The following is a 26,761-nucleotide window of genomic DNA, read 5'->3' as shown; positions in this document are numbered from 1 at the left end:
CCAGCGCACACGGCGGCGGCAAGACGCGCGCCGCCGGCCTTGCAAAGAGCATAAGATCAACCCGTCACCGCCACGGCGCTGACGCCCCATTCGCAGCGACACCCCCACACAGGAGCGGCACTATGAAAACCAACGGATCGGCCATCTGGTCAGGCGGCATCAAGGATGGCAAGGGCGCCATCAGCACGCGCAGCGGCGCCTTGCAGGAATACCCCTATGGCTTTGCCAGCCGCTTCGAAGGCAAGCCGGGCACGAATCCCGAGGAACTGATCGGCGCCGCCCACGCGGGTTGCTTCACCATGGCCCTGTCGCTGATCCTCGGCGAAGCGGGCCTGACGGCGGAAAAGATGGAAACGACGGCCGAAGTGACCCTCGACAAGGTGGACGACGGTTTTGCCATCACGGCCGTCCATTTGATCCTGAAAGCGAAAATCCCCGGCGCCAGCCAGGCTCAATTCGAGGAATTGACGGCCAAGGCCAAGGCCGGCTGCCCCGTGTCGAAGCTGCTCAAAGCCAATATCACGCTGGACGCCACCTTGCTGCCCTAGATTTTCGTCACGGGCTTGACGGGCTCCACGGCAGCGACGGGCGCCACCAGCGGCAGGCGCGAGTCGCTGGCCGGCAATGGCCGGTTCATCAAGCCGGGATTCAAGGCTGCATTGTTCAGGTTATACGCGGCGATAGCCGCCGCCACGGACGGGTCTTGCGACGACGGCGGCGGCACGGCCATGCCCGCATTTTGCGCGGCCAGCTCTTGCGCCTGCACATTTTGCTGGGCCAGCTGGGCTTGCTCCATCGCCAGGCCCGCATCGGCTTGGGCCTGCTGCTGCAAGCCCTGCTGCCGTACCTGCCCCTGGCGCAGTTCGTCCACGCGCGCAGCATCCTGTTGCTGCGCCTGCTGATCTGTATTCATGCGTTCGGCATCCAGGCGCTGGGCATCGACGCGCAGGTTGTCCGTGCGCTGCGTCTGCAGCAAGTCCGCGGCATTGTCGGCCTGTTGCGCTGGCGGCTGGGGCCGCAGTTCCTGCAAGTCCAGGTTCAGTTCTTCCGCTTCCAGTTGCTGCTGCAGTTCCAGTTGCCGCTGCGCAATGGCGGCTGTCTGCGGCAGTGCCGCGTCGACGGGCTGCTGCGCGGCCTGCGACGCCTGTACGGCGCCGGACGGCAGTGTTTCTCCCGTCAAATCCGCTTCGACACCGGCCGCCAGCGGCGCGCCCTGCTGCCGGGCCAGCACGGCGCCTACCTGCGCCAGCACCTCCGTTCCCTGTTGCAAGGCGTCCAGGGTGGCATTGCTGTCGGCCGCATACGCGGCTTGCAACGTTGCCGCATCGACATCTTCATTGCGCAAGTCGATGCCGATGCGGGCCAGTTGTGCTTGCGTAAGCAAGCTGCCGTCCTGCGCCAGCGCCGTGGCCGCATCCGTCGTGCCGTCGCCCGACAATAAATCGTAGCGCTGCGCCAGGCTGCCCGGCGTGTCGCCAGCCGTCGCCAGCTGGCTGGCGTCGATGCCGCTCGTTTGCAGCTGGGCAAACGATTCCGTCAGTTGCCGCGCCAGCGCCAGCAAGTCGTCATTGACATTCACGGGGGTATTGGCCGCCCTGGCCTCTTCCGTGGCGCCCTGCAAGGCCAGCAATTGCCGGCGCGACAAGGCCACGCCGGATAGGAACTGGCCCAGCGGGGAGATGTCTACTTGCGTCGAGGAAAGTATTGCAAGGGCAGCCGCCGCGCCGGATGCCGGCACGGGCTGCGCCGGCGCCAGAGCTGCCGTTGCGCCCACGCGGGACGTGGCCGGGATGGTGTTGGGCACGGTTGCGCGCGAAATCGGGTCCATGGCTTTTCCTTTGCTTCGGAAAACATCAGTATGCATCAAGACGTTGTAGCACGTATATTTGCGGCCGTCCCCTCCAACATTCAAATAACAAATATGTCAGTTGATTGCTGTCATGCTGCCTCATGACCAGCAATCATTCGCTCTTATTCATGAATGCAAAGGCACGTTCAGTAGCAGCACTGGTTTGATCAGATTTAATCTGGAGCAAATGTTCCGCTACCAGAACGGCGCCATTGTTGCTATCAAAAAAAAGCATTAACATTTTCTCCATTGATCGCCGAGATAACTTTAGTCGATTAAAGTCACCAAGAAGATGTCTAGTAAAGTAGATCTCACTGTCAGCCACAGGATCGCCAAACTCGTCGAGATGAGCCTTTGCTGCCTTTGTATCTTGCCATTGATAAGGTGCAAAAAAAACATTAAACAACTTGAAGTGCTTCCAAAACTCGTCGTCAGTGTAATAACTATGCTCGATCATCAAAAGCCCTTAAAGGTAACATCTCGAATATTTTGCCCACACATAGACATCTCGTTTACGACATAACCTTGTCCAGCGACAACATGCGCTCGACATAGCGGGCGATCAGGTCGATTTCCAGGTTGACCTTGCCATCGACCGTCAAGTGTTTCAGGGTTGTCATGGCGATCGTGTGCGGGATCAGGTTGATCGAGAAGCGGCAGCCGTTGACGGCGCCCGCGCCCAGGTCTTCCACGCGGTTGACGGTCAGCGACACGCCATTGACGACGACGGAACCCTTGAAGGCCAGGTATTTCGCCAGTTCGTGCGGCGCTTCGATCACCAGCTCCCACGATTCGCCCACGGCTTCGAACTTGCGCACGATGCCCAGGCCGTCGACGTGACCGGACACCAGGTGGCCGCCCAGGCGCTCGGCCAGGGTCAGGGCTTTTTCCAGGTTCACTTCCGTGGTGGTATCGAGGCCCACGGTGCAATTGAGGCTTTCACGCGAGACATCGACGGCAAAACCCGTGTCCGACTTTTCCACCACCGTCATGCAGGCGCCATTGATGGCGATCGAATCGCCCAGGGCCACATCGGCCAGCGGCAAGCCGCCCGCGTGAATATTCAGGCGCACGCCTGCATCGAGGCCGCCGTCGAGCGGTTGCACGGTTTCAATTTTGCCGATGGCGGCAACAATTCCTGTAAACATGGAGCTAACCTTATAAAAAGTGTAAATCTATTAAGTACGCTGGGCGAATCTTGCAAGGATACGCACATCTTCGCCCACTTGCTGAACCTGGTGAAATTGCAAAGTGCGCTGCTGCTTGATATCCGTCAAGGCGGGCAAGGCAAACATGCCTTGCGCATCGCCCAGCAAGGTGGGCGCCAGGTAGACCAGCAGCTCGTCGACGCAGCCTTCGCGGATCAGCGAACCGTTCAGTTTGGCGCCTGCCTCGACGTGGACTTCATTGATTTGCCGGCGTCCCAGTTCCAGCATCAGCGCGGCCAGGTCGACCTTGCCGGCCGCGTTCGGCAACAGGATGACTTCGGCACCCAGCGCCTGCAGTTGCGCCTGTTTCTCCGGGTTGGCGACGGCCGCCACGATCCACGTGCCGCCGCCCTGCAGGATGCGTGCGTCGAGGCTGATGTCGAGCCGGCTGTCGACGACGATGCGGCGCGGCTGGCGCGGCGTCTCGACGGCGCGCACGTTCAGTTGCGGGTCGTCCGCCTTGACCGTGCCGATGCCCGTCAGGATGGCGCAGGCGCGCGCGCGCCAAGCGTGGCCGTCGGCGCGCGCTGCCGGCCCCGTGATCCACTGGCTCTGGCCATTGTGCAAGGCCGTCATGCCGTCCAGGCTGGCCGCCGTTTTCAGGCGCACCCACGGCTTGCCGCGCTGCATGCGCGAAAAGAAGCCGATATTCATTTCATGCGCCTCGTCGGCCAGCACATCCGTCGTGACGGCGATGCCGGCCGCTTCCAGCTTGGCCAGCCCCTGCCCCGCCACCAGCGGATTCGGATCCGTCATGGCGGCCACGACGCGGCCCAGCCCCGCGCGCACGAGCGCATCGGAGCATGGCGGCGTGCGGCCATGGTGGTTGCACGGTTCCAGGGTGACATAGGCCGTGGCGCCGCGCACGTCGTTGCCACGCGCCGCCGCATTGGCCAAGGCTTGCACCTCGGCATGATCCTGCCCGGCCGCCTGCGTCACGCCGGCGCCGATCACCTGGCCATCCTTGACGATCACGCAGCCGATGCGGGGATTGGGCGAGGTCGTGTACAAACCGCGCGCCGCCCATTCCAGCGCCAGGCGCATGCCATCGATATCGTTGAGTATTTCCACGGGCTCCTTTGATAGTGAGTGATAGGTGAGTCGGATTACGAACTGTCGGCCACGCCGCTGCAATTGGCCGCTTGCTGCTGCGGGTCGCACACGCGCACCCTGCCCAGCATATTGATTTTAATATGGCGCACCTGCTTTCCCAAAGCCAGGGACAGGGTACCCCAGCGCGCCGCCAGACTATTGGTCGCGCTGCAACTGCGGCCTGCGCCATTGTAGGCGATATAAAACGGCGCCGTGGCCGACGAAAACACGAACTGGGCCGTGATGCCCTCCGGCAGCGGCCCCTGGCGGAACAGCAATTCGTCATCGCCATCGAACGCCAGGTTGGCATTGCGGTCGATGAATGCCAGCCAGCCCATGCGCCAATCCATGCCACCGGGTCCGGCCGGCATCAGCAGCACGCGCTGCCCCCGCGCCATCGCCTGCGCCCGCGTCAATTCGATGGCCGAGAACAAGTCCGTGGCCGCCGCCCGTACCTGCTGGCGCGCCAGCACCTGCTGCAGACTGGGCATGGCGGCGGCCGCCAGCAGCGCGGCAATCGCCAGCACGGCCAGCAATTCGAGCATGGTATGCCCCGCCCGACGTGGCTGCGTGTGCGAACGGGCAAACCAGGACCGGCAGCAGGAAGGCAAAAGGCGGCATGACAGTGAATCCCCCCTGCCTCGTGCCCGCGCCAGCGCAATCATGGCCTAGGGCCAGCAATGACTGGCGGGGCCGCTGCTGCCGCGCAGGCCCGTGCTGTTCAAGGACAGGATGCCGCAATCGGCATCCTGGAATTGCGCATCGACCTTGGCCGTGCCCGGCATGGCCCGCAACAGCACGCATTGCCCGATAGTCGCGCCGGGGCAGGCCAGCGCCTCGATTTCATACGCGCTGCCGGTAGCCGGTCCTTCGCCGGACCACCAGGGAAACTGCTGCGCCTGCGGCGCGGGCGACGCCGAGGAAAAGGCCAGATAGTGATTGTTTTGCGAATAATAACGCTCCTGCTGCTGCATCAGGCGCAGCAGGGCCGCCTGCCCCTGCACCCGCTTGGCGCGCACGACATGGCCATGGTAAGCGGGCGCGGCCAGCGCCAGCAACAGGCTCACGATCGCCAGTACGGCCAGCAGTTCGATCAGGCTGAAGCCCGGCGGGTTGGCAGCAAAAGCGCCTCCGTTTGCAGTGCACCAGTTCCGCCTTGCCAACGTCCCCATGCGATTTCCCCCTTTCCAAAAAGCGCCAGCCGATACGCTGCGCCGGCCTTGCCCATGCCTATTTTTTCTTGGCCGCCTCGTGCAATTCACGCCAGTTCGCCACTTCGCGCCAGCTGAGGCGCCGGGCCGGCAGCGGTGCGCTGACGACCTTGAGCGCCGCCCCGCTGGCTGCGCCGGGCAAGCCCGGTTGCAGCACGGCCAGCTCCTTGCGCCCCTCGGCCCGCCCTGCCGCCGTCGGGGCGCCCACCGTGCTGTTCAGTTCGAGCGCCAGCGGCGGCGCGCGCGCCAGGCCATCGAACAAGCGCCCCGTCTGCTCGCCCGCCTGCACGACACCGGCGCCATCGGCGGCAAAGCCGCTCAGCACATCGATCACGTACAGGCGCGTGGCCGGCTTGGCGCAAGGGTCGCGCCCCGGCAAGACGGTGTTGAAGATCACCTTGCCGGCGGCCAATACGGGACTGCTGACGCTGCGTTCGCCCGTCTGCGCGGTCTGCATAAAATCGAGGTACCAGCCGCGCATGGCGTCGCTGCCCGTGTAGCGCAGCTCGGCGCCGTCGACGCGCACGCCGCCCGCCGCCTCGCCCAAGCTGCGCGGCTCCAGGTCGGCCCGGCTGCGCGTGGAAGATGACTCACGCACATCGTCGTGCACGGCATAAAACGACTGCGACAGGAAGGCGGAAGGCCAGGTATCGGCCGCTTCGACCAGCTTTCCCGTGCCGAACAGCAGCACATAGCCGCCTCCGGGCGCGTAAGCCACGCTCAGTTGCTGCGTCACGGGCTGACGCCGGCCTTGCGCATCGCGCGCGACAAAGACGAGCTTGCGTCCCTGCCCCTCCTTCCACGGCGGCCCGCCAGCCATGTCGAGGCGCCAGATATTGCCCTGCAAATCGCCCGCATACATGTACGCCAGCGCGCCGTCGCTGCCCGGCACCACGGCGGGCGGACCCAGCGCCTGGGGCATGGCATCCACATCCGCGTTCGCGCCCGCATCAGCGTCGTGGCCGCCGCCGCTGGCCACGGGCACCTTGAGGCGGAAGTAATTACTTCCCAACACCCATGGCGTGCCGGGCGCCTTGTCCAAGGCCAGCAGGAAGATGGCGGCGGCCGATGCGGGCGCCGTCGTGTCCTTGCCATCGTTCACATGGTTGTTGTAGCCGCTGGCGACGATGGCAAAGTCGCGGTAGGCCGGCGCGCCCTCCTTGCCGCCCATATTGATGCGGGCGAAGGCGGGCGGCGCGCGCACATTGCCCATCAGCCTGTCGTCGCGGTCCGTAAATTCCCACAGCGCCCCGTCTTGCGCGAAGCGGGCCGGGTCGGTGATATCGAGCGCAAACACGCCCTGCGCCCCGCCGCCCATGCCCGACACCAGCACCGTCTTCCAATGTCCCAGCGCCAGCACTTCCGCCGTGGCCGCCGCGCCGTCGAGCAGCGGGCCGGAGCTGTAGTGAGTGCTTGCAGCGGCTGGCGCAAGGTGCAGCAGCGCTTGCGGCAGATAGGCAAACAATTCGCTGCCCGTGCGCGCATCGAAGGCATGCAGCAAACCATCGCTGGCGCCCAGGTACAGCATTCTGCGCCGCTGCAGCAGCGCCTGGCGGTGCAAGCCATAGCCGGTACCCGGCATGCCCAGCCCGGGCGCACCCACGTACACGAGATTGCCATAGGGTGCTGCGCCCAGGCTGCCTGACCTGCGCCGCAGGAAACCGCCTGGCTGGCCCACCTCGTGCGTGCGCTGGCCCAGCAGGTACGCCAGGCGCGCCTCGCCCCGGCCATCGCCACTGTCGAATGCGCCGCGCTGCACTGCGTCGAGGCGGTTCCAGGCCAGCGGCATCAGGCTGCCCTGGGCGTCGAGCGTGTAGACGGGACGCAAGAACGCGGGCGCGCCATCCGGCACGGGCTTGTCCTGTCCGCCGGCAGTCCACCATGGCTTGCCGGGAAGCAATGCGCCATCGCCCCCCACGGCAAACGCGGTGCGAGACAAGGTCATGCCGCCATCGGCCAGACGCAGCTGCGTCTGGAACCAGTATGCCTCTTCCGTGCCGCTGGCCAGCGCCATCAGGGCCGGTCCTGCGAGCGCCGCCGGCAAGGTGCCCTTATCGGCTGCTGCGAAGGCTGCGCGCAGTCCCGCGATCAGGGCGGCAGGATCGCTGCCGGGCAAGTAATGACCGGGCCAGCGGCCATCCAGGCTCCATTCATCCAGCGCGCCGCCCGTCGCGCTCTTGAAGGGGTTGGCGTCGCCATTCGCATCGAGAAAGCCGCCATACTTGGACGCCAGCAGCAAGGGTGTAGAGGCGGGAGTGGCGGCCGGGTCGCCCTGGCGCAAGTCGCCCGCATAGTGCTCGACCTTTGCGCCGCCGTCGTTCTTGCCGCCGGGACGCAGGGCCTGCACGTGCGACCAGTAGGCCAGGCCCGCCGCATGGTAGCTGGCGCCGCCCGCCCCATCGGCCAGCAATTCCAGCGCCGCCAGTTCCGGCCGAGGCGCGGGATTGCCGGGCGTACCGCCGCTTTCCAGGCTGCCCACCGCATGCGTCCAGGCCATCGCATCGAACGGCGGCGGCGCAAAACTGTCCGGCGCGCGGGCGCGGTCGCCGGATGCGGCAGGAGGGACCGGGACATTGCCGGGCACGTAACGATCGCCCGCCATGCCCGCATCGCCGAGGCTGACGACGATGTGCCGCTGGCAACTGGCCGTTTGCGGGTCGCTCCATTGGGTCACGACCGGCAAGCCGTCGTCGATGGCAGGCGGGGCCGTCGCAGGCGGCACCGGGGCGCTCGCTTGCCGTCCCTGCAGGTAGCGCAGCGATTCATACAGCAATTCGGCCAGCGGCGCCGCCCTGGCGTACGCGCCAGGATGCCCTGCATTGCCGCGGCCCAGGCCATTGATGTAAGCGGTCACCCCGCCGCCAAGGCCCGCGCCCTGGGCCGCAGCTTCGGCCACATACACGCCGGTGGCGGGATTCCACTCGGCGCCGGCATTGTCTTGCGGCAAATAGTCGGGCGCCGTCCAGCGCTGCCTGCCCACATGGGCCAGCGGCGCGCGCAGCACGCCGCCATACACGGGGCCGGCGCTGGCGGGCACGCCGTTCAAATGGCCAAACACGCCCACGCGCACCCTGCCGCCATGGCGCTGCACGGCGCCCACCGGCTTGTAGTTCTTGCCATACGCCAGGCACAAGTCGTCGCGCAGCGGCCCCTCATCAGCGTCGCACACGCGCACGCGCGCGAGGAACACCCCGTGCGTGGCAGCAAGGCCAGGCGCATCGCAAGTGCCGCCCGCAGACTGGCCAAGGCTGGCGTCGCCGAACAGCAGGCGGTTGCGGCAAGAAACGATGGCCAGTTGCGCCAGCGCAAATGGCGTCGCCGCCGCCACGCCAGCCTGCAGTACCTTGCGCGGGAAAAAGACGGGGTGGGCAAAAAAGTCGATGGGGCTGCCGGCATCAGGCAGGTAGGCGCGCTGCAGCACCGTCTTGCGCACTTCGTCGATGACGCGGTCGCCGCCCGTCAGCGCGTAGCGGACGAGGTCGAGCATGCTGGTGCTGGCCCAGTTGAGAAAGTTGCCGCTGAAACTGTCGCCGCCGCAACCGTGCAGCGCATCGGCCGGTTTCAGCACGGAGAAGTAAGCGGTCGCTACGCGCAAGTCCGGCAGCATGACGCCATCCTTGCTGCGATACGGATAGCTGTAGCACATGCGCGCGTGAAAATACCCTGCGTACTCGCGCTGCGGCGCATACTCGCCGCCATACGCGGCAGCGGCTGCCGCATGCGTGAAGGACAGGTTGAGCAACAGATTCGGCGGCACCCTGGCGCCGTGCAAGCCCGCGTCGGCCCGTGCCAGCGTCACCGGCGGGACGGCGGCGGCAAGGGCGCCGCCGCAACAGAGGCTTGCCAGGCAGGCCAGCAGCAACAGCCAGACGCAGCCGGCATGCCGCCGGGCAGACCGCAAAGCAGGCCACAAAGTGGACGGCAAAGTGGGCGGCAAGATGAACCACGACGCCTTCATGGTCCCGCCCCAGCCGCCTGCTTGCGGTAATAGCTTTGCAGCACGACTTGCGTGCTTTCCTGCGCGCCAAAACCGATGGCCGTGATGCGGTACACATAGCTTTCCGTGGCAAGGCCGCCAGCTACTGCCGTGGCCTGTGCGCCGGGCGGGTGAAACGGCAGCAGTTCGATAAGGTAGCGGGGCCGGCGCGACGGCAGGAATCCCTGCCCCGTCTGCATGACGGCGCCCGTAAACTGGCCATACGGCACGGCGCGGCTGCTGCCTTCGGCGCCATCGAGGTCCATGCTCAACCAGAGGGCCGGCGCCTCCGGGGCCGCGGGCAGGCACAGACCCAGTGCGCCTCCCTCGCCGCAGCCGTCCGCGAACCCGGCCGCACTGCCTGGTGCGAATAGGCTGCTGCGTCCCGGCGCGCCGGGCAAGCCTTCGATATCGTTCTGCGCATCCACCAGAGCCTCCTCCGCCGCCTGAAACGCGATCTGCCGGTCGCGCTCGCCGCGCGCCGCCTTTTCTCCCTGCAAGGCCATCTGCGCCGCCGAAATGCCCAGCAACAAGATGATCACCAGCAGGCACAGCACATACACGAGGGTGGCGCCGCCGCATCGCGCACGAGGTGGGCACCAAGGCACGCAACAGCGGACGCCCGCGCCAGCCATCGCGCCGCCCGCCTAGGCCGGCCCGTTGCGCAGCATGATGCTCGTCTGCACCAGTTGCCGCAGCCGCGAACGCGTCGCGGCAGGCAAGGATGCGCGCGCGATGCGCACGCCCGTGTCGCCGGCGCCATGCGCCTCGGCATACGCCTTGCCGAACAGGTCGAACTGCGCCGGCCCCAGTTCCGCCATCTTGTCAGCCGGTCCCGCCTCGCCATGCAGCAACAGCGCCACGCGCACGCTGGCCACGCGTTTCCAGTGCGTGCGCCGTTGAAAATCGCGCTGGCGCGCAGCCGCGTCCGCCCCTTCCAGCAGCAGCGCCGCATCGTAGGCGTCGAGCGCGCTGGCGTTGACATAGCGATTCGCCACGCCGTCAGGCGGCGTTTCCGTGTCGAGGCCATACAGCACCTGGAAAGCATCGACGCCACGGATGACGGCGTCCGCGCCCCAGCCGTTCGCGCCCTGGTATTTGCAACGCAGCTCGCCTTCGCCATCGGCGCCCTGCGCCACATAGAAAATGCTCCAGCCCCGCTGCGCCTCCGTTTGCGCCGCGCCCACGCCAAAGCCGGCACAATTGAGGACGGAACCGTCCCCGCCCTCCTCCTTGCCGGCGCCGTAATAGCGCAGGGCCAGCACGTCGCTGCCATGCAGGGCGCCGGGCAGCGCGCCGCTGATGCCGTCGCTGTTCTTGCCCAGGCTGCGCGCGTCGAGCCCGGCGATATTCGCGCTGTCGTAATCCGCATGGGCAACGGGCGTGGCGCCGCTGTCCCAATTCACATACGCCGTCTGGCGCACGGCGCGGGCGATGGCATCGAGCGCATAGCGGGCGTTGTCATCCAGGCGTGCGCTGGCGGACTGGTCGCCATAGCTGCCGCTGGCCGCCAGCAGCACGCTACTGGCGGCCAGCATCAACAGCGCACCGAGCGACAGGGCCACCAGCAATTCGACCAGGCTCATGCCACGATGCCCGCCGTTCATGCGCCGCCCCCGCCCAGCTGGAAAGCCAGCCTGGGCAGCGACTCGCCTGCCGCATTCACGGCGGGCGAGCCATCGGGCAGGCGGCCGCGCCAGCCCAGCTTGATGACGATGGGCGCCCCCTTGCCGCCGCTGCACGCCCACTGCAAGCCCTGGGCGGCGGCATCCCACGCGGCAAGGTCGCGGCAGATGCGCAGGCGCGCGCCGGGCAAGGCCGCATGCAGCCCCTGCTTCCATTCGGCGATGTCGAATTGCGCCAGCTCGGCCGCGCTGCAGGCGGCAACGCCAAGACAGTCCGGCGCGCCGCCGCCAGCTTCGGCGCCGTCCGCCGCCGCATATGCCACGTTCAGGTAGGGATTGCCCGCATCGGGGCCATTCATGAGCACGTTGTTCGCGCGCATGCGCTCGGCCATGCCGGCGGCCAGTTGCACGCCCGCCGACAGCAGCGCCGACTCGTGGCGCGCGCGCAGGGCGTTCAATTGCAGGATGCTGGCGCCCAGCAGGCCCAGCGCCAACAGCAGCAGCGACACCAGCACTTCGACGAGGCTGCTGCCACCCGCAGGAAACATAGTGCGACCGCCCTTGCGCATGCGCTACTCCCTTCCGCAGAAAGAGCCGCAGGAACAGGCGGCCCAGCTACAAGATAGGCGCGCGCAAAAACCTGCGTCTGCGCTAGCGCAAACAGGACGATGATAAGTCGAGAAGAACGGCGGTGGGATTGATCAGACCGCTTGCCAGGCAAGCGCCGGCATGGTGAACACGGGGCGCAGGAGCGGCCCCTTTGCCGGCAAAGTGAACGTCCGGGTGAGCGTCAGGGCTTGCGCGCCTGGCCCACTTCGGCAATCGCGTCCTGGAACTCGGCCAGGTCTTCGAAATTCTTGTAGACGGAGGCAAAGCGGATGTAGGCGATCTTGTCCAGGCGCTTGAGTTCCTGCATGACGAGTTCGCCGATATAGCCGGATTCGACTTCGCGCAAGCCGCTGGTGAGCAGCTTTTCCTGGATGGACGCGATGGCCGTATCCACAGAGGCGGCCGCGACGGGACGCTTACGCAAGGCCAGCATCAAACTGCCGCGCAACTTATCCGCAGCGAACTCCGTCCGGCTGCCATTCTTTTTGACGACGGCCGGCATGATAAGTTCAATGCGTTCGTAAGTGGTAAAACGCTTGTCGCATTTGCCGCAGCGGCGGCGGCGCCGAATGGCATCCCCTTCCTCCGATACGCGCGTATCGAGAACCTGGGTGTCGCCGTGCTGGCAAAATGGACATTTCATGGGCTGGCTACAACTTTATAGTAATAATTACGGGAAATCGCCGCCCTTGTACAAAGGGCGCCCGAATCACTCCGGGCGCCCTTGGGCACGACTGGAATGTGTCATACAGAATCTTACTCCGTATGACACATTCTGGACAAATAATTATGCTGCGTACACAGGGTGCGCGTCGGCCAGTACTTTCACGGCCGCTTTCACGCGCTCGATGGTGGCGGCGTCATGCGGATTGTCCAGCACGTCGGCGATCAGGTTGCCCACTTCTTCCGCTTGCGCTTCCTTGAAACCGCGCGTCGTCATCGCCGGGCTGCCCAGGCGGATGCCCGAGGTGACGAAAGGTTTTTGCGGGTCGTTCGGGATGCCGTTCTTGTTGCAGGTGATGTGCGCGGAACCGAGGATGGCTTCGGCTTCCTTGCCCGTCAGGTTCTTGGCGCGCAGGTCAACCAGCATGACGTGCGATTCGGTGCCGCCGGACACGATGCGCAGGCCGCGCTTGATCAGGGTTTTCGCCAGCACGTCGGCGTTCTTGATCACTTGCTTCTGGTATTCGACGAATTCAGGGCTCAGCGCTTCCTTGAAGGCGACGGCCTTGCCGGCGATCACGTGCATCAGCGGGCCGCCCTGGATGCCAGGGAAGATGGCCGAGTTGATGGCTTTTTCGTGTTCGGCCTTCATCAGGATGATGCCGCCGCGCGGGCCGCGCAACGATTTGTGCGTGGTCGAGGTGACGAAGTCGGCGAACGGCACCGGGTTCGGGTACAGGCCGGCGGCGATCAAGCCGGCGTAGTGGGCCATGTCGACCATGAAGTAGGCGCCCACTTCCTTGGCGATCTTGCTGAAGCGTTCGAAGTCGATCTTTTTCGAGAATGCCGACGCGCCGGCGATGATCAGCTTGGGCTTGCGTTCGCGGGCCAGGCGTTCCATTGCCTCGTAGTCGATGTCTTCTTCCGCCGTCAAGCCGTAGGAAACGACGTCAAACCATTTGCCGGACATGTTCAGCGGCATGCCGTGGGTCAGGTGACCGCCTTCGGCCAACGACATACCCATGATCAGGTCGCCTGGTTTCAACATGGCGAAGAACACGCCCTGGTTCGCCTGCGAGCCGGAATTCGGCTGCACGTTTGCGCATTCGGCGCCAAACAACTGTTTCACGCGGTCGATGGCCAGTTGCTCGGCCACGTCGACGTATTCGCAGCCGCCGTAGTAGCGCTTGCCTGGATAGCCTTCGGCGTACTTGTTCGTCAGCTGCGAGCCTTGCGCTTCCATTACGGCTGGCGACGTGTAGTTTTCCGACGCGATCAGTTCGATGTGGTCGTGCTGGCGCGTGTTCTCTTTTTGAATGACGGCGAACAATTCAGGATCGACGTTGGCGAGGTTGTGATCTTTTGCAAACATGTAAAAACTCCAAGTATGAGGGTGCTTGTACTGGCAGGTTGGATCGAATGAGGGGAGCCGGCGTTAAGTGAATAACAACATTGGACAGGCAGCCTCTTCGTGCTTTTCCATAGTGGCTACCCAGGCGAACGGCTGATGAAAAATCTCACGTTTCCCGGTGGGTGCCCACCTTTCGCCGGTTTGCCGACCGCCATTCATGGAGATCGCCCGACTTTTCGCCAGTCACGTGAGACGTAATGGAAGTCAAATTGTAAGTTAAGTACCCAAATTGAGCAAGGAATGCAACCGTGCGGCTATAATCGCCGCGCGCTATCGCAGCCCGGGCGCGGCCACAGGCCGCCCCGGGGATGGCCGCGGCTTTTAAGCTGGGCTTAAACCTGGCCATGGCATGTAAGCGTATGTTACGAAGCTTGCCATTGCACACGCCGGATTTACAATGCTGCGGTGCAACTTATATGCAGCTTTTGCATGGCTTTCCAGCAAGCGCCCACAGTCACAAGAAGAAAAATCGCGTAAAATGTTGCTCAATCTCACTACTGGCGCAATAAACATGCCTTCAGTCTTTACCTGGAACGTACGTGTCTACTATGAAGACACCGACGCCGGCGGCATCGTCTATTACGCTAACTACCTGAAATTCTTCGAGCGCGCGCGCACCGAATGGCTGCGTGCCATCGACGTGGGCCAGCAGGCATTGCTGGAACAGCATGACGCGATGTTCGTTGTCAAAAGCGTCAACGCCGACTATCATGCGCCAGCCAGGCTCGATGACACGGTAAGATTAACCTTAAGCATAGAAAAAATGGGGCGTGCCTCCATCGTTTTCCTGCAACAAGCCTGGTGCGGCGACCGCCTGCTCAACATGGCCCGCGTCAAGATCGGCTGCGTCGATTCGGCACTGCGCCCGCGCGCCGTGCCTGATGCAGTCGCGGCCCGCATGCGCGCCGCCTGAGCCCTACCCGCCACCTCCGGACAATTCACCCAACAGACTGCCAGCCAATGAACGTTACACAAGATCTTTCTTTCCTCGCGCTCATCTCCAATGCCCATTTGATCGTGCAACTGATCATGGCCCTGCTGCTGCTGATTTCCCTGACCAGCTGGACCTACATTTTCCGCAAGATGTTTGCCGTGCGCCAGGCGCGCAAGCAAACCATCGAATTCGAACGCAGCTTCTGGGCCGGCGGCAACCTGCATGCGCTGCACCAGAACGCCAGCGGCAACCGCGACCAGAGCGGCGCGCTGGCCCGCATCTTCGACGCCGGCATGGGCGAATTCATCAAGGGCAAGGCTTCCTACGGTTCGCGTGAAGCGCTGGACGTCGGCGCCGTGCTCGACGGCGCACGCCGCGCCATGCGCGCCGCCTTCCAGCGTGAAATGGACGTGCTCGAATCGCACCTGGCCTTCCTCGCGTCCGTCGGCTCCGTCTCGCCGTACATCGGCCTGCTCGGTACCGTGTGGGGCATCATGAACGCCTTCCGCGGCCTGGCCAACGTGCAGCAAGCTACCCTGGCCGCCGTCGCGCCCGGCATTGCCGAAGCGCTGATCGCCACCGCCATCGGCCTGTTCGCGGCCATTCCCGCCGTCGTCGCCTACAACCGTTTTTCGCATGACATCGACCGCCTGGCGATCCGCTTCGAGAGCTTCGTCGAGGAATTCTCCAACATCTTGCAGCGCCAGTCGCGCTAAGAGGGGGCAAGGTCCATGGGTTCCTCCTTTAATAGTGGCGGCATGCGCGGTGGCCGTGGCCGCAAATTCAAGTCCGAGATCAACGTTGTGCCGTATATCGACGTGATGCTGGTGCTGCTGATCATTTTCATGGTGATGCCGTCGTCGAACAATCCCAGCGTGGTGAACTTGCCCAACGCGGAAAAGTCGGCCAAACCGCCCGATGACTATATTCAGATCGTACTGAAACCGAATGGTTCGCTGTCGATCGGCGTCATCGGCAAGGAACAGCTGTCGCCGGAAACGGAACCGAACCGCGACGCCCTGCTGCGCAAGCTGCGCGGTTTGCACGAAAGCAATCCCGACTATCCCGTGATGATCGCGGGCGACAAGGAAAGCAAGTACGACGATGTGATCCAGCTCATTTCGGAAGCGAAAAAGATGGGCATTACCCGCGTCGGCCTGGCCACCAAGTAAGCGCAGCACCCTGTTTCCAGACTTGACCGTTTTTAGATAGACTAGACTTTGCAGACCAAACAAATCGACCATGTACTCGGCAAGCCCTACAGCGTGCCGCGCGAACGCAGCCGCTGGCCCTCGCTGGGCCTGGCGCTGGCGATGCACCTTGGCCTGCTGTTTTTCCTGTGGGTGGGCGTACACTGGCAAAATACGGAACCTGTCGCCGTCGAAGCGGAAGTGTGGGACCTGAAAGTGCAGACGGCCGCGCCGCCGCCCGAAGTGGCGACGGAACCGGAGCCGACACCGGCGCCGCCGCCGGAACCGCAAGTGGAACAGCCGGCCCCGCCGCCACCGCCCGTGGCCGCGCCCGAGCCGAAGGTCGACCTGCGCGAGGCGGAAATCGCCCTCGAACGCAAGAAGGCCAAGCTGAAAGAAGAGAAAGCGGCAGCGGAAGAACGCCGCAAGCAGGAATTGAAGGAACGCGAGGAAGAAAAGCGCGAACTGGAAAAACAGAAGCAGAAAGAAAAAGACAAGGCTGAAAAGCTGGAAAAAGAAAAGGCCGACAAGCTGGAGAAAGCCAAGCAAGCCAAAGAGAAAGAAAAAGCGGCGGAAGAAAAAGCCGAAAAAGAACTGTCCGATAAAAAAGCGGCGGCCGAAAAAGCGGCCAAGGCGAAAAAAGCGGCGGCTGAAAAAGCGGCAGCCGACAAATTGCGTGCCGATGACATGAAGCGGTTGATGGCGCAGGCAGGCAATGGCACAACAGGTACGGCCGCGAAAGCGACCGCGCCACGCAAGGACAGCGGCTATGTCGCTGCCCTGACGAGCAAGATCAAGAGCAATATCGCGTACAGCGGTAGCACGGACGTGCCGGGCAACCCGCGCGCCGTGTTCAAGATCGAGCAACTGCCAACTGGGGAAATTATTTCGGTCCGAAAGATTAAAAGTAGCGGCCTGCCGGCGTATGACAGCTCGGTGGAAAACGCCATTAATAAATCGTCGCCACTGCCGAAGAAAAAAGACGGCACCGTGGAACGCGAGATTGAACTCATATTCGAGATGAAGGATTTGCCTAAATGATGACCATGAAAAAAATGAGCTATGTCGTGCTCTGCGCCGGCCTGATGCTGGGAGCCTCCGGCGCCCAGGCGCAGCTGCGCGTGGAGATTACGGGGATCGGCAGCAACCAGATCCCGGTGGCTGTCGCCAGCTTCGTCAATGAATCGGCGGCGCCGCAGTCGCTGTCGGGCATTATCAAGGCCGACCTGGCGCGCAGCGGCGTGTTCAAGCTGATCGACGCCGATGCGCCCGTGTCGGAAACGGCGCCCGTCAGCTACGAGCAGTGGAAATCGCGCGGCGCCGACGCGCTGGCGGCCGGCACCGTGCAAAGCATGGCCGATGGCCGCCTGGACGTGCGCTACAAGCTGTTCGACACCATCAAGGGCGCCCAGATCTCCAGCATGAACAATGCGGCCGCGCCGCAATTCAACCGCTTGCTGGCGCACAAGATCGCCGACGACATCTATGAAAAGTTGACGGGCGTCAAAGGCGCGTTCGCCACGCGCATCGCCTACGTCACGCAATCGGGCCGCGAATACCGCCTGGAAGTGGCCGACGCCGATGGCGAAGGCATCCAGGTCGCCCTGCGCTCGAACGAGCCTATCATTTCGCCGTCGTGGTCGCCGGACGGCACCAAGGTCGCGTATGTGTCGTTCGAAAAGAAAAAGCCCATCGTCTACGTGCAAAACCTGGTGACGCGCCAGCGCACCATCGTGTCGAATGAAAAAGGCAGCAACTCGGCGCCGAGCTGGAGCCCGGACGGCTCGCGCCTGGCCGTGGCCCTGTCGCGCGACGGCCATACCCAGGTCTACACCGTCAATGCCGACGGCAGCGGCTTGCGCCGCGTCAGCACCAGCAGCGGCATCGATACGGAACCCCAATTCTCGGCCGATGGCCAAAGCATTTATTTCACCAGCGATCGCAGCGGCGGACCACAAATCTACCGCATGTCGACCAGCGGTGGCGAAGCCAAGCGCGTGACGTTTGGCGGCTCCTACAACATCAGCCCGCGGATTTCGTCCGACGGGAAGACACTCGCTTATATTTCCCGTCGCGACGGCAATTTCCAGCTCTACGCGCTCGACCTGGCTAGTGGCCAGGAACTGCGCCTGTCGGACACCGCCAACGACGAATCACCGAGCTTTTCGCCCAACGGGAAATATATCATGTACGCGACCGAATCCGGACGACGCAAGTCGCTGGCAGTGGTATCGGTGGATGGCCGCGTCAAACAGCGTTTGACTACGCAAGCTGGCAATATCAAGGAGCCCACCTGGGGTCCTTTTATGAAGTAAATGCTGTACAGTTTCACCTTTAACCATGACCCGGAGAATAAAAATGAGTAACTTTAAAAGTTTGGCTTTCATCGCCGCTACCGCAGCCCTGCTGTCCGCCTGCAGCACCCCAGTCAAAGTAGCAGAGACCCCAGTGGTTGAGCGCGCTCCTGAAAAAGTCGTCGCTCCAGTTGACACCCGTCAAGTTCAGCCAGTAACGACCGCATCGGTCGATCCACTGGACGATCCAAAAGGCGTGCTGGCTAACCGCAGCATCTACTTCGACTTCGACAAATACGTCGTGCGCGAAGCGGACACCCCAGTTGTGCAAAACCACGCTGGCTATCTGGTGAAAACGCCTAGCCGCAAGATCCTGATCCAAGGTAACACCGATGAACGCGGTGGCGCTGAGTACAACCTGGCCCTGGGCCAGAAACGTGCTGAAGCCGTGCGCAAGTCGATGGCAGCCCTGGGCGTGCCAGAAGGCCAAATGGAAGCCGTGTCGCTGGGCAAAGAAAAGCCTAAAGCTCAAGGCAGCAACGAAGCAGCATGGGCAGAAAACCGCCGCGCTGACATCGTTTATTGATGTTCAGGGGTGAGCGCGGCAGCATTGACGCTTACCTAACTGGCCAGTCATAGGCATAATAATGGGGCGCAGCGCGGTGATTCACCGCCCGGCGCCCCGTTTGCATGTTTGCGTAACTTTTGAAAGCCCGACTCATGATGACATTCTCGAAAGCCGGCGTCGCCGCCGCCTTGATGGCCGCGTTTGCCTACCTGCCCCTGCACGCCAACGCCGCCCTGTTCGATGACGACGAAGCACGCAAGGCCATCCTCGAGCTGCGCGCCAAGGTCGACGCCATGGCGCGCGACCTGAACAGCCGCATCGACGCCAAGGCGGACAAGACCAGCACCTTGAGCCTGCTCAACCAGCACGACCAGACCATGCAAGAGATCGCCCGCCTGCGCGGCCAGATCGAAGTACTGGGCAACGACCTGGCAAACACGCAAAAGCGCCAGAAGGATTTCTACACCGATATCGACGCGCGCCTGCGCAAGCTCGAACCGCGCCAGGTCACCATCGACGGCCAGGAAGCGGCCGTGGGCGTGTCCGAGCAAAGCGCATACGAATCCGCGTTCGGCCTGTTCAAGTCGGGCGACTACAAAGGCGCCGTGACGGCCCTGGACGGCTTCGTGAAACGCTATCCGGAATCGGCCTACGCGGCCAACGCGCAATACTGGCTGGGCAACGCCTATTACGCCCAGCGCGACTGCAAGAGCGCCATCACGGCCCAGCAGGCCGTGCTGAAACACTACCCGGACAGCCCGAAAGCGCCCGATGCCATGCTCAACATCGCCAGCTGCTACACGGAGCTGAAAGACAAGCCGAACGCGACCAAGACGCTGAACGCCCTGATCTCGCGCTACCCGGACTCCAGCGCGGCCCAGGCGGCCAAGGAACGGGGCGGCAAAAAGTAAAAGCGGGGAAAAAGTTGCCCGTTAGGTTTGACAGAATCCCGGGCACCCCCTATAATCTTTCTTCTTCGGGTCGTTAGCTCAGCTGGTAGAGCAGCGGACTTTTAATCCGTTGGTCGCAGGTTCGAATCCCGCACGGCCTACCACGAATACGCAGTACTGATCTGCTTGCGAGTTGTTATAGCAAGCATTTTTTTACGGCACAGTGTTACCGAAGTTGTTGTAAAAAGTTTTTGGGTCGTTAGCTCAGCTGGTAGAGCAGCGGACTTTTAATCCGTTGGTCGCAGGTTCGAATCCCGCACGGCCTACCAAATACTATGAAGAAGCCAACCGTTCGCGGTTGGCTTTTTTGTTTTCTAGGCTTGCCTGGATCGCAGCCACTCCTTCAACGCATCATTCATGCGTGTTTGCCACCCATCGCCGGTGGCCTTGAAGGCTTCGAGGATGTCGGCATCGAAGCGTATGGTCGTGCTGATCTTGCCACCAGTGCCAGCGGGTCTGCCGCGGCGGCGTACCGCTTCCTGCTGCGCCTCGGGACGGGAAACGGGCTTATCGCCCACTTGCCAGACACCCTGCTCGAAAAAACCGTCCGTCAATTCAGGCGCATCGTCGGGATCAGCCCAGGCTTTGCTTGCATTTGTCGATTTCGCGTTCATTTGCCTTCCTCATGCTGATGATTCTGCGCGCCCGGCCACGCGGCGTCCAGACCAGTACAACCAGACGCTCGTCGAGCCAACCTGCAGTGATGAAGCGGGGTTCGCCGTAGTCCTGGCGCTGGTCCGGCAGCGTAATGGTGAGGCCGCCAAACACTACACGCGCACGCGCAAAGTCGAGACCACGCTCCCTGAGCGTCTTTTCACGCTTGACAGCATCAAAAGTGATTCTCATTATTTATTGTAGTAACAAATAATAGAAACAGCCAGCCCTGTTTCGCGAACAAGGGCGCCATCAGGACGACTACATCACCCTTAACGCGACACCAGCGCCGGCCTCCCGGCCAGATGCGCCACCACGCTGCCCATCGCCCGCCCCAGCGGCACCTCCACCCAGCGGTAAAACGCGGCGCCGGCCGCCATGCTGGCGCCCCAGGCCGTCAGCATGCCCAGCGCCTGCCACTCCGGCTCAAGCGGGACATAGCTGATAAACAGCGCATTGACCAGCAGGCTGACGGGAAAGTGGACGAGAAACACGGCATACGAAATGCGTCCGAGGGCGTTGATGACATTCCAGGCGCCGCCCTGGGACGGCGTGCGGGCGCGGCCGAACAGGAACAGGGCGCAGGCGACGATCAGGGCCAGGGCGATGCGGCTGCGGTAGTCGACGGCCAGGGCCAGCAGGACGGGCACGGCGGCCATGGCCATGAGCACGGTCATGGCGGAGGGTTTGCGGGCCGGATCGCTGGCCCACCAGGCCAGCATGCCCAGGCCGTAGCTGCCGAAGAAATACGGCGCCCAATTGTCCCAGCCCGCGTCGAGATTGAAATACAGCAGGGAAAAGGTGATGCCCGCGGTGACGGCCAGCGGCATCAGCCAATGCCCGCGCCGCTGGCCCGCCAGGCGGCCGCCCAGCCACAGCAGCGCTACCGTCAGCAAGTACAGCTGAAAATCGATGGCCACGTACCAGGCGCCGGCCGACAGCGACTCGTAGCCGAGCACGCCGTGCAGCAGCAAGGCATGGGCGCTCAGCTGGCCCAGGGTGACAGCGGCCGACATGGAATCGTGCAGCATCCAGATGCCGGCCACGGGCGTGACGATGGCCGCGAGCAAGGTGGCGGCCAGGAAAGGCGGCGCCAGCTTGGCGTAGCGGCGCCAGATCGCCTGCAGCGGCGCGGCAATGCCGGGGCGGCCGGCGGGCGACAGGGATTTGGCGACGAGAAAGCCGCCGATGACGAGAAACACTTGCACGGCGATGCGCGCGCTGCCGCCCAGCCAGCCTAGCAGTTCGGGCAACAGGGGTTGCACGTAGTCGGACATGGGGCCGTAAAACGCCAGGTGATGCAACACGATCAACTGCGCCGCGCCCGCCTTCAAACCATTGATCCAGCCAAACTGCGGACGATGTGCCAGGTCCGCCTGTGATACCACTGCTGCTGCCGTCATTCCCATCCCTTGCCATGCCAGGCAGTCTCGCCAGCCCATCGCGCAACAGGCGCGCGGCTGAGGATTTACCGAAAGGCCGATATGATAGCCGAGCCTGAAAAATGGCGGGGCACGGCAGGCGGCTAAACTGTCGGCTTTTCCGCCTGCGGCGGCTCGGGCACCAGGGGCTGCTGCGCCAGGATCGCGTCCAGCAAGCCGGGGAAGCGGCTCTCGATGTCGGCGCGGCGCAGGGTGTTCATGTGCGTCGTGCCCGCGTTTTCCGTGTAGACGAGGCCCGCTTCGCGCAAGACCTTGAAATGGTGGGAAACGGTCGATTTCGGCCGTCCGCCGTCGAGATCACCGCAAGCGGCCGCATCGACTCTGGCCAGGTGGCGCACGATGTCGAGGCGGATGGAATCGCTCAAGGCGTACAGCACGCGCTCGAGGACGAATTCGCTGGCGGGAGGATGTTTGTGTGGGCGCATGAGCAGAATCATACAGCATGCGCTATACTAATTCCATTATTCGAATATTTACGAACTACCGAATCAGCATTCCATGACATTTCCACCAACAAACACAAAGGCCACCATGTCCGCCCTCTTCCAGCCCTACACCCTCAAAGGCATCACCCTGCGCAACCGCATCGCCGTGCCACCCATGTGCCAGTACATGGCCGTCGATGGCCAGGCCAACGACTGGCATCTGTCGCACTACGCAGGCATGGCGCGCGGCGGCGCGGGCCTGGTGATCGTCGAAGCGACGGCCGTGGCGCCCGAAGGCCGCATCACGCCAGGCTGCACGGGCATCTGGAACGATGATTTGGCGCAAGCCTTCGTGCCGGTGGTAAAGGCCATCAAGGCGGCCGGCTCCGTTCCCGGCATCCAGATCGCCCACGCGGGCCGCAAGGCCAGCGCCAACCGCCCATGGGAAGGCGACAACCATATCGCGCAAGGCGACGCGCGCGGCTGGCAAACCATCGCCCCGTCCGCCATCGCCTTTGGCGGCGGCCTGCCGAAAGTGCCGCGCGCCATGGACCTCGACGATATTGCCCGAGTGAAACAGAACTTCGTCGACGCGGCCGTGCGCGCCCGCGAAGTGGGCTTCGAATGGCTGGAGCTGCACTTCGCCCACGGCTACCTGGCGCAAAGCTTCTTTTCCGCCCACTCGAACCGGCGCGACGATATCTATGGCGGCAGCCTGGAAAACCGCAGCCGCTTCCTGCTGGAAACATTGAAAGCCGTGCGTGAAGTGTGGCCCGAGCACCTGCCGCTGACCATCCGCTTCGGCGTGCTGGAATTCGACGGCCGCGACGAGCAAACCCTGCTCGAATCGATAGCCCTCGTGCGCCAGTTCAAGGATGCCGGCATGGATATGATCAGTGTCAGCATGGGCTTCACGATTCCCGACGTGTCGATTCCGTGGGGTCCGGCCTTCATGGGCCCGATCGCCGAGCGCGTGCGCCGCGAAGCGGGCGTGCCCGTCTCGTCCGCCTGGGGCTTCGGCACGCCGGCCATCGCCGAGCGTGTCGTCAAGGAAGGGCAGCTGGACGTGGTGATGGTCGGCAAGGCGCACCTGGCCAACCCGCACTGGGCATATTTTGCCGCCAAGGAACTTGGCGTGGAACGCGCCTCGTGGACCCTGCCGGCGCCCTACGCGCACTGGCTGGAACGCTACTGATCGTCCCTGACCGTCGCCGGATGCCCCTCCAGGGGCAGTTCCGGCAGGAACAGCAGGAAGACCAGCCCCACCAGCAGCAGCACGGCGCCGGCGCCGAACACGCTGGCGATCGCATGGCGGTACACCTCCACCGTCTGCACGGCCGCCTGCGCGCCCAGCGCCGAAACGGCTTCCACGCCATGCTGGTGCAGCTGGCGCGCAAGGATGGCGCCGGACGCCGTCACGCCCAGCAAGCCGCCCAGCGAGCGGAAAAAGGCCAGCATGGCCGTGCCCACGCCGCGGCGCGCCAGCGGCAAGGCATTTTGCACGGCGATCGTCATGTTCGGCATCACCAGTCCCAGCCCCGTGCCGAGGAAGAAGATGGCCGGCTCGATGATCCAGTAACCGCGCGACGTTTCCATGGCCCAGGCCAGCACGGCAAACGCCACGACCGCCACGGCCAGCCCCGCTACCTGCACCATCTTGTACTTGCCCGAACGCGACAGCACCCGGCCGTTGAACATCGACGACGCCACCAGCCCCACCATCATCGCCACCGTCATGACGCCCGATTCGGCGGGACTGGTGCCCATCACCAGCTGAAAAAACAGGGGAAAGAAGACGCTGGCGCCCATCAGGCCCATGAACGTCATGGCCATCACCAGGCTGGCGATATTGAAGGTGCGGTTCTCGAACAGGTCGGGCGGCAGCACGGGTTCATCCACCCGCCCCACGTGGAAGGCCAGCCAGATCCCCAGCAGCACGGCAACGCCGCCGCACACCTTGATCGCCAGCGCATCCCACGGCCACTCGGTGCCGCCCAATGCCAGCACCAGCAGCGCCGCCGTGACGGCGCCCGTCAGCAAGGCGGAGCCAAGATAGTCGATCCGGTGCGCATGCGCGGGCGCGGGTTTGCGCATGGCGCGCGCGATGATGACAAAGGCAGCCGCGCCGACGGGCAGGTTGACAAAGAAAATCCAGTGCCACGACAGGGCATCCGTGATCACGCCGCCCAGCACGGGCCCCAGCACGCTGGTGACGGCAAACACGATGGGCACCATGCCTTGCCGCTTGCCCCGCTCGGCGGGCGGCACGATGTCGCCGATGATGATCTGCGCCAGCGGCATGAAACCGCCCGCGCCCAGGCCCTGGATGGCGCGGAAGATGATCAGTTCCGTCATGTTCTGCGCCAGTCCGCACAGCACGGAACCGAGCAAAAAGGTCAGCAAGGCCGTGAAGATCATGGGGCGGCGGCCGTACTGGTCGGCCAGCTTGCCGTACAGGGGCATGGTGGCCGTCGAGGCCAGCACGTACGCCGTCACCACCCACGACAGGTGCGCCATGCCGCCCAGGTCATCGACGATGCGCGGCAAGGCCGTCGCGACGATGCTCTGGTCCAGCGCGCCCAGGCCCAGCACGGCCATCAGGCCCAGGTAGGTGGCGCGCACTTCGCGCTCCGTCAATGGCGCCTCTGCGCCTGCGGGTATGCCAAGGCCGCTCATGCCTGGCCAATCTCAAGAAGAGGCTGCATGGCGGCGGCCAGCGCATCGACCTGCTGCGGCGTCAGGCGGGCGATACGCCGCGCCAGCGCATCGCGGCGCCGCGCGCGCAGGGTCTCGAGGATGGCCAGGCCATGCGCGGATACGTGCAGACCCGAACGGCGCCGGTCCTGCGGATCGGGCGCGCTGCGCTCGACGAGACCCGCCTCTTCGAGCGACTTGACCTGCGCGCTGACGGTCGGCCCGCGCACGTTCTGCAGGCGCGCCAGCGCGGCCACGCCGATGCCGGGCTGCTCGTGGATCAGCGCCAGCAGCATGTACTGCATCATCGACACGCCGCCTTCCAGCTCGCCCCCTTCGCGCTGCATCGAGCGCAGCAGGCGCTTGAACGCCGTGCGCAATTCATCGGACAGCGCCAGCGCGCGTTCGGGGATGGGAAGTTCTTCGGTAGTGGACATGGAAATATATAAGTAGGTAGGCTATCTACCTATATTAGACCGTGCATGAGGGCCATGCAAGGCTTTTTTCCGCCCACACGCCACCCAGCCCTTCCCAAAACCGCCGTTGGCCGTCATAATAGCCGCCCTTGGGTCGTTAGCTCAGCTGGTAGAGCAGCGGACTTTTAATCCGTTGGTCGCAGGTTCGAATCCCGCACGGCCTACCAAGATTCAGCCGTCAGCATGGCAAGCATGTTGATACGGCACAGCGTTACCGTAGTTCAGTAGTCAAAGTTTTTGGGTCGTTAGCTCAGCTGGTAGAGCAGCGGACTTTTAATCCGTTGGTCGCAGGTTCGAATCCCGCACGGCCTACCAAATACGTCAGAGAAGCCAACCGTTCGCGGTTGGCTTTTTTGTTTTGCGCGCCAGAGCCATTTTGAGCATATTCCAGCACGGTATATTCTTGTCTAGAACTGTTTTACCCACTACCAGTACCCTCAGATTCCATTCCCCTTGCAATATTAAGCACTCTCTTTTCCTTCTTTTATCAGTGGAGTCTGACCAGCCCGCGTCCTTTTATCCTCAGCGTTACAATGTATGTAGATTGAGCGAACTCTAAGGAGTATTCTCTTTAAAATCATCAATTCGACACAGCATCTCCTCTATCAATTTCATTTAAAAATCATTCATCAAACCGTAAACATCTCCACCGTTATCAATAGTATGATTCAAGTGGAAGTTTTATTCAGAATGATTTTTTTGGGAATTCTCATATATGATGAATTGGTGATTCGAATTTTTAGTAAACAGAGACTACGTAAAAATTGGAGAAAAATAATGCCGCTCGAACATTACCACTTGGACGTACGGACACGTACGTTTATGACGTCAGAGATTAATAGTGACCTGCAAGCCGAAACGCTATACTTTAGCCACAATCTTACTGAAGAAGGTTGCGCAAACTATCCAACACTTCTTCTCGACGCAGCCAGAAACGGAGATGATTCCACGCTTGCTGAATCACTATTAGCGTGCCTAAAATCCCATGAGAAGCCACGTAAACTTGCATCTGGCGGCTACTCAAAACCGCCGATCATGCGAAGTAACGCCCACGAAATGTTGGCGGAAGGTGAGTTTAATCGTTTTTATATGCGAGCTCTTTGTCTTCGGGCAATGGAAGAGAAAATCCCCGAGCTCGTCGTGTGCAGGGCGAAGGAAGTGAACAATGCTCGTTCCGCGTCCGAGGGAATGATCGGTCAGCACATGTCAGCAGAAACCCTCTTGAATGACCTTCGCACTAACGTCGGCGTTGACACGGCATTAGGACTGCCTCCGGGACCGAACTCTGGTCTATGCGTAAAATTGCCATAAGACTCTATTCCTTCACGATTCTCGAATTACTTAAGATGATTGGCTCTTCGCAAGAACCAATATAAAAATGTGAAATACCTCTTCGGTGAAGGTTACTTTTTATACGGCTACATCCCGGTTTTGGTGCAAGAATTCAATCCTTTCGTCACAGACTCGAACCCCGCTCTGCCTACTAATAA

General features: G+C 63.0%; 28 protein-coding genes, 4 tRNA genes and 1 riboswitch. Of the genes, 14 read left to right on the top strand and 18 right to left on the bottom strand.

All coding sequences use genetic code 11. The annotated features are described in order from the left end of the window. Window positions 1–122: 122 nt before the first annotated feature. Window positions 123–548 (top strand): OsmC family protein, encoded by a 426-nt coding sequence (locus OX459_RS27720; protein ID WP_099664963.1) that lies wholly within the window; start codon window positions 123–125, stop codon window positions 546–548. Here OX459_RS27720 and OX459_RS27715 read toward each other — a convergent pair. The 12 genes from OX459_RS27715 to glyA form a co-directional block, all read right to left on the bottom strand. Further along, window positions 545–1,828, bottom strand: coding sequence for a hypothetical protein (locus tag OX459_RS27715; protein WP_289907463.1), 1,284 nt, complete (start codon window positions 1,826–1,828; stop codon window positions 545–547). The genes OX459_RS27720 and OX459_RS27715 overlap by 4 nt on opposite strands. 133 nt (window positions 1,829–1,961) lie before the next feature. Then, window positions 1,962–2,306, bottom strand: a complete 345-nt coding sequence (locus OX459_RS27710; protein WP_289907462.1) for a hypothetical protein — start codon at window positions 2,304–2,306, stop codon at window positions 1,962–1,964. A gap of 55 nt (window positions 2,307–2,361) precedes the next feature. Next, entirely contained in the window at window positions 2,362–2,997 is a 636-nt protein-coding gene (locus tag OX459_RS27705; protein ID WP_289907461.1) for a riboflavin synthase, read from the bottom strand. Between the two features lie 30 nt (window positions 2,998–3,027). Then, the gene (ribD, locus tag OX459_RS27700) at window positions 3,028–4,128 is read right to left on the bottom strand and encodes a bifunctional diaminohydroxyphosphoribosylaminopyrimidine deaminase/5-amino-6-(5-phosphoribosylamino)uracil reductase RibD (protein WP_289907460.1); all 1,101 of its coding nucleotides are present in this window, start codon (window positions 4,126–4,128) and stop codon (window positions 3,028–3,030) included. Between the two features lie 35 nt (window positions 4,129–4,163). After that, window positions 4,164–4,760, bottom strand: a complete 597-nt coding sequence (locus tag OX459_RS27695; protein ID WP_289907457.1) for a GspH/FimT family protein — start codon at window positions 4,758–4,760, stop codon at window positions 4,164–4,166. Window positions 4,761–4,817: 57 nt separating this feature from the next. Beyond that, entirely contained in the window at window positions 4,818–5,321 is a 504-nt protein-coding gene (locus OX459_RS27690) for a type IV pilin protein (protein WP_289907455.1), read from the bottom strand. 58 nt (window positions 5,322–5,379) lie between these two features. Further along, window positions 5,380–9,159 (bottom strand): PilC/PilY family type IV pilus protein, encoded by a 3,780-nt coding sequence (locus OX459_RS27685; protein WP_289907453.1) that lies wholly within the window; start codon window positions 9,157–9,159, stop codon window positions 5,380–5,382. A 155-nt stretch (window positions 9,160–9,314) separates the two neighbouring features. Continuing rightward, entirely contained in the window at window positions 9,315–9,899 is a 585-nt protein-coding gene (locus OX459_RS27680) for a PilX N-terminal domain-containing pilus assembly protein (protein WP_289907452.1), read from the bottom strand. 84 nt (window positions 9,900–9,983) lie between these two features. Next, a complete protein-coding gene (locus tag OX459_RS27675; RefSeq protein WP_289907451.1) occupies window positions 9,984–10,943 on the bottom strand; it encodes a PilW family protein in 960 nt (319 codons plus the stop codon). Further along, window positions 10,940–11,530, bottom strand: a complete 591-nt coding sequence (gene pilV, locus OX459_RS27670; RefSeq protein ID WP_289907450.1) for a type IV pilus modification protein PilV — start codon at window positions 11,528–11,530, stop codon at window positions 10,940–10,942. Before pilV ends, OX459_RS27675 begins: the two co-directional genes overlap by 4 nt. A 221-nt stretch (window positions 11,531–11,751) precedes the next feature. Continuing rightward, the gene (gene nrdR / locus OX459_RS27665; protein ID WP_077401309.1) at window positions 11,752–12,213 is read right to left on the bottom strand and encodes a transcriptional regulator NrdR; all 462 of its coding nucleotides are present in this window, start codon (window positions 12,211–12,213) and stop codon (window positions 11,752–11,754) included. A gap of 144 nt (window positions 12,214–12,357) precedes the next feature. Further along, window positions 12,358–13,605: a serine hydroxymethyltransferase gene (gene glyA, locus OX459_RS27660; RefSeq protein ID WP_034786580.1), complete on the bottom strand. Its 1,248-nt coding sequence runs from the start codon at window positions 13,603–13,605 to the stop codon at window positions 12,358–12,360. A gap of 111 nt (window positions 13,606–13,716) precedes the next feature. Next, window positions 13,717–13,841: riboswitch (ZMP/ZTP riboswitch) on the bottom strand. A 314-nt stretch (window positions 13,842–14,155) separates the two neighbouring features. Between glyA and ybgC the strand changes: the two genes are divergently transcribed. The 9 genes from ybgC (at window position 14,156) to OX459_RS27615 (ending at window position 19,849) form a co-directional block, all read left to right on the top strand. Further along, window positions 14,156–14,557 (top strand): tol-pal system-associated acyl-CoA thioesterase, encoded by a 402-nt coding sequence (gene ybgC / locus OX459_RS27655; RefSeq protein ID WP_289907480.1) that lies wholly within the window; start codon window positions 14,156–14,158, stop codon window positions 14,555–14,557. 47 nt (window positions 14,558–14,604) lie between these two features. After that, a complete protein-coding gene (gene tolQ, locus OX459_RS27650; protein ID WP_034759183.1) occupies window positions 14,605–15,294 on the top strand; it encodes a protein TolQ in 690 nt (229 codons plus the stop codon). A gap of 15 nt (window positions 15,295–15,309) precedes the next feature. Beyond that, window positions 15,310–15,750 (top strand): ExbD/TolR family protein, encoded by a 441-nt coding sequence (locus tag OX459_RS27645; protein WP_223278896.1) that lies wholly within the window; start codon window positions 15,310–15,312, stop codon window positions 15,748–15,750. Between the two features lie 48 nt (window positions 15,751–15,798). Beyond that, window positions 15,799–16,809 carry a cell envelope integrity protein TolA gene (gene tolA, locus OX459_RS27640; RefSeq protein WP_289907449.1) on the top strand — a complete coding sequence of 337 codons (1,011 nt, stop codon included), beginning with the start codon at window positions 15,799–15,801 and terminating at the stop codon, window positions 16,807–16,809. Further along, complete coding sequence (gene tolB / locus OX459_RS27635; RefSeq protein ID WP_099664973.1) at window positions 16,806–18,083, top strand: Tol-Pal system beta propeller repeat protein TolB; 1,278 nt, start codon at window positions 16,806–16,808, stop codon at window positions 18,081–18,083. Before tolA ends, tolB begins: the two co-directional genes overlap by 4 nt. Before the next feature lie 43 nt (window positions 18,084–18,126). Further along, window positions 18,127–18,648, top strand: coding sequence for a peptidoglycan-associated lipoprotein Pal (pal, locus tag OX459_RS27630; protein ID WP_034786578.1), 522 nt, complete (start codon window positions 18,127–18,129; stop codon window positions 18,646–18,648). Between the two features lie 134 nt (window positions 18,649–18,782). After that, complete coding sequence (gene ybgF / locus OX459_RS27625) at window positions 18,783–19,541, top strand: tol-pal system protein YbgF (RefSeq protein WP_099664974.1); 759 nt, start codon at window positions 18,783–18,785, stop codon at window positions 19,539–19,541. 67 nt (window positions 19,542–19,608) lie between these two features. Beyond that, window positions 19,609–19,684: transfer RNA gene (locus tag OX459_RS27620), tRNA-Lys, on the top strand. Between the two features lie 89 nt (window positions 19,685–19,773). Beyond that, a tRNA-Lys gene (locus tag OX459_RS27615) sits at window positions 19,774–19,849 on the top strand. A gap of 45 nt (window positions 19,850–19,894) precedes the next feature. On the opposite strand, the gene OX459_RS27610 is transcribed toward OX459_RS27615, so the two are convergent. The 4 genes from OX459_RS27610 to OX459_RS27595 all read right to left on the bottom strand — a co-directional run bounded on the left by OX459_RS27610 (window position 19,895) and on the right by OX459_RS27595 (window position 22,101). Then, complete coding sequence (locus OX459_RS27610; protein WP_289907448.1) at window positions 19,895–20,194, bottom strand: BrnA antitoxin family protein; 300 nt, start codon at window positions 20,192–20,194, stop codon at window positions 19,895–19,897. Further along, complete coding sequence (locus OX459_RS27605; RefSeq protein WP_289907447.1) at window positions 20,154–20,426, bottom strand: BrnT family toxin; 273 nt, start codon at window positions 20,424–20,426, stop codon at window positions 20,154–20,156. The genes OX459_RS27610 and OX459_RS27605 overlap by 41 nt, the downstream gene beginning before the upstream one ends. Before the next feature lie 80 nt (window positions 20,427–20,506). Continuing rightward, a complete protein-coding gene (locus OX459_RS27600; protein ID WP_289907443.1) occupies window positions 20,507–21,637 on the bottom strand; it encodes an acyltransferase in 1,131 nt (376 codons plus the stop codon). A 122-nt stretch (window positions 21,638–21,759) separates the two neighbouring features. After that, window positions 21,760–22,101: a helix-turn-helix domain-containing protein gene (locus OX459_RS27595; RefSeq protein ID WP_289907442.1), complete on the bottom strand. Its 342-nt coding sequence runs from the start codon at window positions 22,099–22,101 to the stop codon at window positions 21,760–21,762. A gap of 106 nt (window positions 22,102–22,207) precedes the next feature. Here OX459_RS27595 and OX459_RS27590 point away from each other — a divergent pair, with 106 nt between their 5' ends. Then, window positions 22,208–23,296 carry an NADH:flavin oxidoreductase/NADH oxidase gene (locus OX459_RS27590; protein WP_289907441.1) on the top strand — a complete coding sequence of 363 codons (1,089 nt, stop codon included), beginning with the start codon at window positions 22,208–22,210 and terminating at the stop codon, window positions 23,294–23,296. On the opposite strand, the gene OX459_RS27585 is transcribed toward OX459_RS27590, so the two are convergent. Beyond that, complete coding sequence (locus tag OX459_RS27585; protein WP_289907440.1) at window positions 23,290–24,777, bottom strand: MDR family MFS transporter; 1,488 nt, start codon at window positions 24,775–24,777, stop codon at window positions 23,290–23,292. The genes OX459_RS27590 and OX459_RS27585 overlap by 7 nt on opposite strands. After that, window positions 24,774–25,232 carry a MarR family transcriptional regulator gene (locus OX459_RS27580; RefSeq protein ID WP_289907439.1) on the bottom strand — a complete coding sequence of 153 codons (459 nt, stop codon included), beginning with the start codon at window positions 25,230–25,232 and terminating at the stop codon, window positions 24,774–24,776. Before OX459_RS27580 ends, OX459_RS27585 begins: the two co-directional genes overlap by 4 nt. Before the next feature lie 130 nt (window positions 25,233–25,362). On the opposite strand from OX459_RS27580, the gene OX459_RS27575 reads away from it, so the two are divergent. The 3 genes from OX459_RS27575 (at window position 25,363) to OX459_RS27565 (ending at window position 26,582) form a co-directional block, all read left to right on the top strand. Beyond that, a tRNA-Lys gene (locus OX459_RS27575) sits at window positions 25,363–25,438 on the top strand. Between the two features lie 72 nt (window positions 25,439–25,510). Then, window positions 25,511–25,586 (top strand) — tRNA-Lys (locus tag OX459_RS27570). A gap of 462 nt (window positions 25,587–26,048) precedes the next feature. Next, window positions 26,049–26,582 (top strand): hypothetical protein, encoded by a 534-nt coding sequence (locus OX459_RS27565; RefSeq protein WP_289907438.1) that lies wholly within the window; start codon window positions 26,049–26,051, stop codon window positions 26,580–26,582. Window positions 26,583–26,761 lie beyond the last annotated feature (179 nt).

The sequence above is a fragment of the Janthinobacterium sp. SUN026 genome, from assembly GCF_030397625.1.
Taxonomy (GTDB): Bacteria; Pseudomonadota; Gammaproteobacteria; order Burkholderiales; family Burkholderiaceae_D; genus Janthinobacterium; species Janthinobacterium kumbetense.
This window is presented reverse-complemented; position numbering and strand designations above follow the sequence as displayed.

What these genes read in the sequence shown, in the direction of transcription:
- pilV (WP_289907450.1), bottom strand. Translation starts at nt 11,530, where the DNA reads ATGCGCAAGGGCGGTCGCACTATGTTTCCTGCGGGTGGCAGCAGCCTC.
- tolB (WP_099664973.1), top strand. Translation starts at nt 16,806, where the DNA reads ATGATGACCATGAAAAAAATGAGCTATGTCGTGCTCTGCGCCGGCCTG.
- OX459_RS27590 (WP_289907441.1), top strand. Translation starts at nt 22,208, where the DNA reads ATGTCCGCCCTCTTCCAGCCCTACACCCTCAAAGGCATCACCCTGCGC.
- tolQ (WP_034759183.1), top strand. Translation starts at nt 14,605, where the DNA reads ATGAACGTTACACAAGATCTTTCTTTCCTCGCGCTCATCTCCAATGCC.
- OX459_RS27580 (WP_289907439.1), bottom strand. Translation starts at nt 25,232, where the DNA reads ATGTCCACTACCGAAGAACTTCCCATCCCCGAACGCGCGCTGGCGCTG.
- OX459_RS27595 (WP_289907442.1), bottom strand. Translation starts at nt 22,101, where the DNA reads ATGCGCCCACACAAACATCCTCCCGCCAGCGAATTCGTCCTCGAGCGC.
- OX459_RS27715 (WP_289907463.1), bottom strand. Translation starts at nt 1,828, where the DNA reads ATGGACCCGATTTCGCGCGCAACCGTGCCCAACACCATCCCGGCCACG.
- OX459_RS27585 (WP_289907440.1), bottom strand. Translation starts at nt 24,777, where the DNA reads ATGAGCGGCCTTGGCATACCCGCAGGCGCAGAGGCGCCATTGACGGAG.
- OX459_RS27565 (WP_289907438.1), top strand. Translation starts at nt 26,049, where the DNA reads ATGCCGCTCGAACATTACCACTTGGACGTACGGACACGTACGTTTATG.
- OX459_RS27675 (WP_289907451.1), bottom strand. Translation starts at nt 10,943, where the DNA reads ATGAACGGCGGGCATCGTGGCATGAGCCTGGTCGAATTGCTGGTGGCC.
- OX459_RS27645 (WP_223278896.1), top strand. Translation starts at nt 15,310, where the DNA reads ATGGGTTCCTCCTTTAATAGTGGCGGCATGCGCGGTGGCCGTGGCCGC.
- OX459_RS27690 (WP_289907455.1), bottom strand. Translation starts at nt 5,321, where the DNA reads ATGGGGACGTTGGCAAGGCGGAACTGGTGCACTGCAAACGGAGGCGCT.
- ybgF (WP_099664974.1), top strand. Translation starts at nt 18,783, where the DNA reads ATGATGACATTCTCGAAAGCCGGCGTCGCCGCCGCCTTGATGGCCGCG.
- OX459_RS27720 (WP_099664963.1), top strand. Translation starts at nt 123, where the DNA reads ATGAAAACCAACGGATCGGCCATCTGGTCAGGCGGCATCAAGGATGGC.
- glyA (WP_034786580.1), bottom strand. Translation starts at nt 13,605, where the DNA reads ATGTTTGCAAAAGATCACAACCTCGCCAACGTCGATCCTGAATTGTTC.
- OX459_RS27605 (WP_289907447.1), bottom strand. Translation starts at nt 20,426, where the DNA reads ATGAGAATCACTTTTGATGCTGTCAAGCGTGAAAAGACGCTCAGGGAG.
- pal (WP_034786578.1), top strand. Translation starts at nt 18,127, where the DNA reads ATGAGTAACTTTAAAAGTTTGGCTTTCATCGCCGCTACCGCAGCCCTG.
- OX459_RS27710 (WP_289907462.1), bottom strand. Translation starts at nt 2,306, where the DNA reads ATGATCGAGCATAGTTATTACACTGACGACGAGTTTTGGAAGCACTTC.
- ybgC (WP_289907480.1), top strand. Translation starts at nt 14,156, where the DNA reads ATGCCTTCAGTCTTTACCTGGAACGTACGTGTCTACTATGAAGACACC.
- nrdR (WP_077401309.1), bottom strand. Translation starts at nt 12,213, where the DNA reads ATGAAATGTCCATTTTGCCAGCACGGCGACACCCAGGTTCTCGATACG.
- OX459_RS27610 (WP_289907448.1), bottom strand. Translation starts at nt 20,194, where the DNA reads ATGAACGCGAAATCGACAAATGCAAGCAAAGCCTGGGCTGATCCCGAC.
- OX459_RS27600 (WP_289907443.1), bottom strand. Translation starts at nt 21,637, where the DNA reads ATGACGGCAGCAGCAGTGGTATCACAGGCGGACCTGGCACATCGTCCG.
- OX459_RS27705 (WP_289907461.1), bottom strand. Translation starts at nt 2,997, where the DNA reads ATGTTTACAGGAATTGTTGCCGCCATCGGCAAAATTGAAACCGTGCAA.